This window comes from Streptomyces sp. SID11385 (assembly GCF_010548245.1).
Classification (GTDB): domain Bacteria; phylum Actinomycetota; class Actinomycetes; order Streptomycetales; family Streptomycetaceae; genus Streptomyces.
Window position 1 is genome coordinate 1 of the sequence record NZ_JAAGLR010000353.1, and the last position, 8,125, is coordinate 8,125.

6 protein-coding genes and 1 pseudogene are annotated in these 8,125 nt (G+C 75.2%); 3 read left to right on the forward strand and 4 right to left on the reverse strand.

The genetic code is table 11. The annotated features are described in order from the left end of the window. Positions 1-1,615 (reverse strand): annotated as a pseudogene (locus G3I42_RS10655) (hypothetical protein); the annotation flags it as partial. Between the two features lie 350 nt (positions 1,616-1,965). Between G3I42_RS10655 and G3I42_RS10660 the strand changes: the two are divergent. After that, positions 1,966-2,778, forward strand: a complete 813-nt coding sequence (locus tag G3I42_RS10660; RefSeq protein WP_164284714.1) for a DeoR/GlpR family DNA-binding transcription regulator — start codon at positions 1,966-1,968, stop codon at positions 2,776-2,778. A gap of 129 nt (positions 2,779-2,907) precedes the next feature. On the opposite strand, the gene G3I42_RS10665 is transcribed toward G3I42_RS10660, so the two are convergent. Then, positions 2,908-4,095, reverse strand: coding sequence for a PLP-dependent cysteine synthase family protein (locus G3I42_RS10665; protein WP_164284717.1), 1,188 nt, complete (start codon positions 4,093-4,095; stop codon positions 2,908-2,910). Between the two features lie 535 nt (positions 4,096-4,630). Here G3I42_RS10665 and G3I42_RS10670 point away from each other — a divergent pair. Then, positions 4,631-5,149, forward strand: a complete 519-nt coding sequence (locus G3I42_RS10670; protein ID WP_343244512.1) for an ATP-binding protein — start codon at positions 4,631-4,633, stop codon at positions 5,147-5,149. 183 nt (positions 5,150-5,332) lie between these two features. Here G3I42_RS10670 and G3I42_RS10675 read toward each other — a convergent pair whose 3' ends face one another. Then, positions 5,333-6,631: an ROK family protein gene (locus G3I42_RS10675; RefSeq protein ID WP_164284720.1), complete on the reverse strand. Its 1,299-nt coding sequence runs from the start codon at positions 6,629-6,631 to the stop codon at positions 5,333-5,335. Positions 6,632-6,697: 66 nt separating this feature from the next. Continuing rightward, on the reverse strand, positions 6,698-7,357 hold the full coding sequence (locus G3I42_RS10680) for an alpha-ketoglutarate-dependent dioxygenase AlkB (RefSeq protein WP_164284724.1): 660 nt from the start codon (positions 7,355-7,357) through the stop codon (positions 6,698-6,700). A 180-nt stretch (positions 7,358-7,537) separates the two neighbouring features. Here G3I42_RS10680 and G3I42_RS10685 point away from each other — a divergent pair. Beyond that, positions 7,538-8,125: MFS transporter (locus tag G3I42_RS10685; protein ID WP_203606638.1), on the forward strand; the 588-nt coding region annotated here is incomplete at its 3' end.

Genomic DNA, 8,125 nt, shown 5'->3' on the forward strand with positions numbered 1-8,125 from the left:
CGATCGCGCGGGTACGGGCCTCGTCGTGCCGCACGCCGGGATAGTCGGCGTCGACCTGCGCGGCGCCCGCGCGGGCGCGGCGCCACGTGGCGATGCCGAGCCTGGCGGCGAGCAGGGCCAGGAGGAGGAGCATCGGCGGGAGGACGGCGGCCTGCCAGGAAAGCAGGACAGGCGGTCCGGGAAGGGGACTCGCCCCCTCCCCCGGGGTCGCGGGCCCGTCGAGCCAGTCGGCGACGCGCTGTGCGAGGCCGCCGGTGAGGACGCCGCCGAGGGCGCAGGCGAGGAGAGCGGTCGCGGGGCCGCCGTAGCCGCTCAGCGCCGTGCGCGGGTCGGGCGCGCTGCGGTGGAGGAGGGCGGCGACGACGGCGAGGGCGAGGACGAGCAGCCCTTGGGTGAGGGTGAGGACGCGGAAGAGGGAGTCGCCCGGGAGGGTGCCGGTGGAGCGGTCGGCGGAACGGTCGGCGAGGGCGTAGCCGAGGGTGGCGAGGAGGAGGACGAGGGCCGCGAGCGGGAGGGCGCGGACGGTGAGGCGGTCGAAGGCGAGGTCGAGGCGCCGCTCGCTGCGGCCGCGACGGCAGACGGCGGCGACGACGAAGACGCCGAGGACGGCGTACAGGCCGCACAGGATGCGGCCGGCGAGGACGGGCCCGCCGTGCGCGGCGTCCTGCGCGGTGACGGCCGTTCCGACCCCGGCGGCGACGGTGAGGAGCCCCGCGGCGGTGTGCGCGGCGCGCAGCCTGGCGACGATCCGGCGGCCGTACCAGAAGCCGGGGCGGGCCAGACCGGGGGTCTCGCGCGGGACCTTCGCGCCGTGGGCGGTGGGCGCGGAGGCGGTGGGCGCGGGAGCGGGAGTGTCGGCCACCGCGTCGCGCGCGTCGCGCCCGTCATACGCCTCGCGCCCGGAGTCGGTGCCGTCCGTCGCGGGGAGCGGCCTCTGGTTCTCGTACGCGCTCCAGGTCTTGTGCGCCAGGAACCACAGGAGCAGGACGAGCGCGACGGGGACGAGCGCGGCGAGGGCGAGGCGGCGGCCGGGCTGGGTCCACCAGTCGCCCGGCGATGCGTGCGGGGAGAGGAAGCCGAGCCAGGCGCGGCCCTCGGCGCAGGCGGCCGTGCCCGCACACTGCCAGGCGGTGAGGTCGAGGGCGACCTCGCAGGCGGCGGCGACCAGGAGGACGGTGAGGCTGAGGCCGATGAGGCGGACGAGTGCCCCGTAGAAGCTGACGAGACGTGGGCGGCGCAGGGCGCGCGGACGCATCCAGTGCGCGAGGTTGACGACCATGAAGGGCAGGAGGAGGAGCCACAGGGCGCGGCTCGCGTCGCCGGAGGTCAGGTTGCACCAGACGTACGCCTCCTGCACCGGGGCGTCCGTGCCGGAACCGGGCTCCTTCGCCGCGGCCTCGCGCGAGGAAGCGCCTTCCCCGGGCGGCGACGCGTTCTGCCCGAGCGCCTCGCGCTCGCGCGGCGGCGCGTCCTTCGCGCGGCGGTAGAGGGCGGCCGTGTCGTCGCCTGCGACGCGGACCGTGTGCGGATCGTCGAGCATCTCGGCCGGGGTGGTGCCCCCGACTCCGTGGACCAGCAGTTCGAGGGCGGGCTGCTCCCCCGGGGCGGACTGCACGCGCGGTTCTCCCTGTGAACGGACGGGTGGGCGGGGCGTGTTCTGCGTGAAGCGTGTTCTCGTACGGGACGGGTGGGCGCTCGGCGTACCGTACCGCCCGAGGCTGTCATGTCCCGTACGAGCATGAGCGCGTGGGCGGCGTGCCCGGAAGGGCTGGGGCACGGTATCCCTCGGTCGAGTGACGCGGCGGCGGGAACCGTCCCGCCGGAGCGGCTTCGCCGTCATGGGAGGATGACGGGGGCGCGGCGACGGGTGCGGGACGCGCCGGAGCACGGCGGGGACGTCCCCACGCTCCGTCGCGCGGTGCGGTACGGGGCAGGGGACCACAGCAGCGGAAGGACCGGGCGGACGTGAGCGAAAACCTGAACCTCCTCGCCGAGCAGCGCCGGGCCGTCATCCTCGACGAGGTGCGGCGGCGCGGCGGCGTGCGGGTCAACGAGCTGACGAAGCGGCTCGGTGTCTCGGACATGACGGTGCGGAGGGATCTCGACGCGCTCGCCCGGCAGGGGGCGGTGGAGAAGGTGCACGGCGGCGCGGTGCCGCCGGCCGAGGCGAGCAGCCACGAGCCGGGCTTCGAGGCGAAGTCGGGCCGGGAGCAGGGCGCGAAGGAGAGCATCGCGCGCGTCGCCGCCGAACTTGTCGCACCCGGTACGGCGATCGCGCTCTCGGGCGGGACGACGACGTACGCGCTCGCCCAGCGGCTCGTAGAGGTGCCGGAGCTGACGGTGGTGACGAACTCGGTGCGCGTCGCGGACGTCTTCCACCGGGCGCACGACGGGCGGCAGGGCCGGGCGACGGTCGTGCTGACGGGCGGGGTGCGCACACCCTCGGACTCGCTCGTGGGCCCGGTGGCCGACGCCGCGATCGCGTCCCTCCACTTCGATCTGCTCTTCCTCGGGGTGCACGGGATATCGGAGCGGGCGGGGCTGTCGACGCCGAACCTCGCGGAGGCGGAGACGAACCGGCGGCTCGTGGCGGCGGCGCGGCGCGTGATCGTCGTCGCGGACCACACCAAGTGGGGGACGGTGGGTTTGAGTTCCTTCGCGCCGCTGAGCGCGGTGGACACGGTGGTGACGGATGAGGGGCTGCCGGAGGAGGCACGCGAGGAGCTGGCGGAGCGCGTCGAGTCGGTACTGGTCGCGGACACGCCGCCGGTGACCTGAGCCCGGTACGAGAACGACCGCCCCGCGGCGCCCCTACGTACGGGAACGAGGCCCCGCGCCCGTACGGGGCGAAACCTCGCGCCCGTACGGGGACGGCGCCACCCCGCGCCCCCACGGGGAGAACGCCGCTCAGCTCGCCGGGCCGCCCGGCCACGTCCCGCTGGCCAGGAAGGTCTCCAGGGTCGCGGTGTACGGGGTGATGTCGAGGCCCTGCGCGGCCAGCCACTCGTCCGCGTAGTACTTGTCGAGGTAGCGCTCGCCCGGGTCGCACAGGAGGGTGACGACGCTGCCGCGTTCGCCGTGCGCGAGCATCTCGGCGACGATGCGCAGGGCGCTCCACAGCCCGGTCCCCGTGGAGCCGCCCGCCTTGCGGCCGAGGACGCGTTCGAGGAAGCGCACGGCGGCGATGCTCGCGGCGTCGGGGACCTTCATCATGCGGTCCACGGCGCCGGGCACGAAGCTCGGTTCCATGCGGGGGCGGCCGATGCCCTCGATGCGCGAGGCGCGGTCGCTCACCGCGTCCGGGTCGTGCTGGGTCCAGCCCTCGTAGAAGCAGGAGAAGTCGGGGTCGGCGACGCAGACGCGGGTGTCGTAGCGCATGTAGTGCACGTAGCGGCCGAGGGTCGCCGAGGTGCCGCCGGTGCCCGCCGTGGCGACGATCCAGGCGGGTTCGGGGTAGCGCTCCTCGCGGAGCTGCTGGTAGATCGACTCGGCGATGTTGTTGTTGCCGCGCCAGTCGGTGGCACGTTCCGCGTACGTGAACTGGTCCATGTAGTGGCCGCCGGTCTCCGCCGCGAGGCGGGCGGACTCCGCGTAGACCGTCCGGGGATCGTCGACGAAGTGGCATCGGCCGCCCTGGAACTCGATGAGCCGGCACTTCTCGCGGCTCGTGGAGCGGGGCATGACGGCGATGAAGGGGACCCCGATGAGGCGGGCGAAGTACGCCTCCGAGACGGCGGTGGAGCCGCTGGACGCCTCGACGACGGGCGCCCCCGGCCTGATCCAGCCGTTGCACAGCGCGTAGAGGAAGAGCGAGCGGGCGAGGCGGTGCTTGAGGCTCCCGGTGGGGTGCGTGGACTCGTCCTTGAGGTAGAGGTGCACGTCCCAGTGGGCGGGGAGCGGGAAGCGGAGGAGGTGGGTGTCGGCGCTGCGGTTGGCGTCGGCCTGCACCTGCCGGACGGCTTCCTTGAGCCAGGCGCGGTAGGAGGGATCGCTCCGGTCGGCGTCGAGGGTGCGGGCCGGGCCGTCGGGCGTGGGCGCCGGGGGTCCGGGTGTGTGCGCCGGGGCGCCGGGGCGGTTCTGCTCGGGGGTGGGCACGACGCCGCTCCTGGAAAATGGGCGCGGGAGGCCGCGCGTGGGCTGGTGGGGACCGATCCTAGACCTCCTCGCACCACTTCTCACCTGCATAAACACCTCTTTGAGCGACCGAAGCCCCGGCTTGGGGGCACACCCTCCGCGAGCGGGGGCACGACGGGCTCACGGGTACGTGGGCGGTGCGCGCGGGGGCTCGTCGAGGAGCGTGCCGATGCGCCCGCGCGCGCCTCCGGTGGGGGTGCCGGGCCCTGGTGCGGGACCCCCGGGCCGTGCAGACTGCACCACGGACGCGCGCCCCGTGGCCACAGCCGGCGGGGGTCGCCGCGCGTTCTGCGGGGAGGCGTGTGGTGGTACGGGCCGTGGCGACGAGTTGCGGGGGCGGTTGCCCCGGGTCACCCTGGACTCACCTCACTCTGGGTCCACCGGCGATGACGCTGTGAACCAGCCGCCGTACCGGTCCCCCTGTACGCCGGCGGGAGTGGGAACCGCCGGCCGCGAGCATCGTCTTCTTCCGGACTCACCTCGGGGAGTGACAGCCGTGATCAGCCAGCCCAGCAGGCACTGCGCGGTGGAGCTTCAGGCCCTGCCGTCGCGGATCGGTCAGGTCCGCAGAATCGTGTCCGCCCAGTTGCGTTACTGGCATCTCGACGCCTTGATCGACCAGGCGACCCTCGGGGTGACCGAACTGCTCACCAACGTGCACCGCCACGCGGAATCGGACAAGACCTGTTCCGTGGAGATCGAGTTCCTGCTCGGAGTGCTCACGGTCTCGGTGCGCGACCGTGACCCGAGGTTCCCCGAGCTGCGCCGCGCCCCGGACACGGAGACGTGCGGACGCGGCCTCGCGCTCGTCGCGGCGGTGAGCGAGAGCTGGGGCGTCCGCCCCGACGAGCGGGGCAAGGTCGTGTGGTTCACGCTCGCCGCCGCCGAAGAGGCCGCGCCGCTCCCGGCGGTGACGCCGCGCCACCGCTACGGAGCGGGCGCGGAGCCGTTCGCCGAGATGGGGACGGAGGAGCGTGCCGGACGCCGGGGGGTGCGGACGGTGGGGGTGGGGTGAGGACCGCGGTGTGAGGCGGCGCGTCGGGGCCGGTGGTACGGGTCCCGGCGCGCCGCTGTCGTAGAACGCGCCACCGCTCTGGAACGCGCCACCGCTCTGGAACGCGCCACCGCCGTGGAACGCGCCACCGCCGTGGAAGCGACGGCTCAGCCGCTCATCCCCGGTCCAGCCGCTCAGCCCGGCTCAGCCGCTCAGCGCGGAGAGCGGATCGTCGAGGACCGGTTGCCACGCCAGTTCGGCGGCGCCGACGAGGCTGCCGCGGTCGAGGGCGGTGGCGAGGAGGGGAACGCTGCCGCTGCGGCCCCAGAGGCTGCGGTCGGCCACCACCGCGTGGAGGCGGTCGGGGGCGGCGGTCAGGAGCGTGCGGTGGAGGCCGCCGAGGAGGATGCGGTCGGGGTTGAGGATGTTGACCAGGCCCGCGAGGCCGAGGCCGAGCCGGTCGGTGAGCATCTCGACGGCGGCGCGTACGGCGGGCTCCTCGCCGTGCGCGGTGATGAGCTCCTGGGCCTCGCGGAGCTGGGAGTCCCCCGGCGTCCGCCCGAGGGCGAGGAGGAAGGCGCGCGGGTCGGTCTCGACGTCCAGGCAGCCTCGCCCCCCGCAGTAGCAGGGGTGTCCCCCGGGGCGTACGACGAGGTGCCCGACCTCCAGGGCGAGGCCCGAACTGCCGGTGTGCGGGCGCCCGTCGACGACGAGGGCGCCGCCGACGCCGCGGTGCCCGGTCGCGACGACGAGCAGGTGACGGGCGCCGCGACCGGCGCCGTGGCGGTGCTCGGCGAGAGCCATCAGGTTGATGTCGTTGCCCGCGAAGGCGGGGACGTCGAGTCCCGCGGCCCGGACCTGTGCGGCGAAGATGTCGCGTACGGGGGCACCGGCGGGCCAGGCGACGTGCAGCGGGTTGAGCGCGGTGCCCTCCGGTTCGGCGACCGCGGAGGGCACGGCGAGGCCCGCGCCCACGCAGCGTCTGCCGGTCTCGCGCAGCAGGGCGCGTCCCGCGGCGACGACGGAGCCCAGTACGTCCGCCGGGTCGGCGCCGATCATCTCGCAGCCGGGCGAGGTCGCGACGAGCCGGCCGCCCAGGCCGACGAGGGCGGCGCGGTAGCCGTCCGCGTGCACCTGTGCGGCGAGGACGACGGGGCCCTCGGGGTCGAGCGCGAGCCGGTGCGAGGGGCGGCCGTGGGAACCGGCCGGTGCCGCGGGGCGCGCGTCGACCCGGATCAGGCCGAGCGACTCCAGTTCGGCGGCCACGGCGCCCGCGGTCGCGCGCGTGACGCCGAGCGCGGAGGTGAGGACGGCGCGGGTGGGGGCGCGCCCGGTGTGGACGAGTTCGAGCGCGGGCCCGAGCGCGCCGCGCCCGCGCTCCAGCCGGGTGCGCTCGCCCCGGCTCCGCTCCTCCGGCGTCCGCTCGCCCGCGGTACGTCCCACGGCGGCGCCGTCCACCCGCGCGCCATTCGCGGTACGGGCCGCTGCCTCCTTGCCGTTCATGTCGGCGAGTCTGTCATGTCCTCTCGCCCCCGCGTCCCGCCCCACCTGCGCGCTGCCGCCGCGCGCTCAGCCGGGCAGGCCCGTCACGCGCAGCGTGATGTTGAGGCGTCCCCGGGCCAGTCCGTCGCCCGGATCGCCCGTACCGGGGCGGACCTTGGGGACGCCGTGGTACGCGAAGCGGGACGGGCCGCCGAAGACGAGGAGGTCTCCGGACTCCAGCTCGACGTCCTGCCACGGCCTGCCCCGCGTCTCGGTGTTGCCGAGGCGGAAGACGCAGGTGTCCCCGATGCTCAGCGAGACGACGGGCGCGGAGGCGCGCTCCTCCTTGTCCTGGTGCATCCCCATCGTGGCGCCGGGCCCGTAGTGGTTGACGAGGGCGACGTCCGGCGCGTACCGCGCGGCGGCCTCCTCGTCGTCGTACGCGGCGGCGACCGCGCGGCGGCCGAGGTCGCCGAGCCAGCCGGGCAGCGGCAGGACGGGGGCTCCGTTGACGTCGTCGGCGGTGCGGCTGTAGCGGTACGGGAGCCAGTGGCGGCCGAGGCAGACGCTGTCCACCGACATGACGCCGCCGCGCGGCAGCCGCGCCCTGCGCATCGGCACCGGTCCGCGCGCCCAGTCGCGGCACGCCTCGACGAGCGCGCGGCGCCGCTCGGGCGGCAGCCAGTCCGGGACATGGACGGCGCCCGGGGCGAGCGTGGTGCGCGAGCGCGGCAGCAGGGTGGCCATGCGTTCCATGCTCGCACCCGCCTACGACAACCCCTTGTGAGCCGTTCGCACCCCCCGTACGCTGACTTTGTGTCGCTCCTGAACAAAATAGGCCGCTCGCGCTCAGCCGGCTCGGACTCCGCCGGCTCGCCTTCCCCCCGCCCGCGCACCGTCGTCGCCGACGGCTCCCGCGGCTCCCTCCTGCGGCTGCGCGCCGCGATCACCGTCTTCTTCGCGCTCGACGGTTTCGTCTTCGCGGGCTGGGTGGTGCGCATCCCGGCCATCAAGGACCAGACACACGCCTCGGCGAGCGCCCTCGGGCTCGCCCTGCTCGGAGTCTCGGCGGGCGCGATCGTGACGATGGCGCTCGTGGGGCGCGCGTGCCGGCACTTCGGGAACCACCCCGTCACGGCCGCCTGCGCGGTGCTCGTCTCCCTCGCGATCGCGCTGCCCCCGCACATGCACACGGCCTGGTCGCTCGGGGCGGTGCTGCTGATCTTCGGGATCGGGTACGGCGGCATCAACGTCGCGATGAACAGTGCGGCCGTGGACCTCGTGAACGCGCTCGGACGCCCCGTCATGCCGAGTTTCCACGCGGCGTTCAGCCTCGGCGGGATGCTCGGCGCGGGTCTCGGCGGCCTCGTCGCCTCGCACCTCTCCCCCTCCTGGCACCTCGCGATGCTCACGGTGATCGGCCTCGTGGTGACCGCCGCGGCCACCCCGACCCTGCTGCGGCACCGCGCCCCCGGCACCCCGGCCCCGACCCGGCCCGCCAAGCCCGCCCAGGGC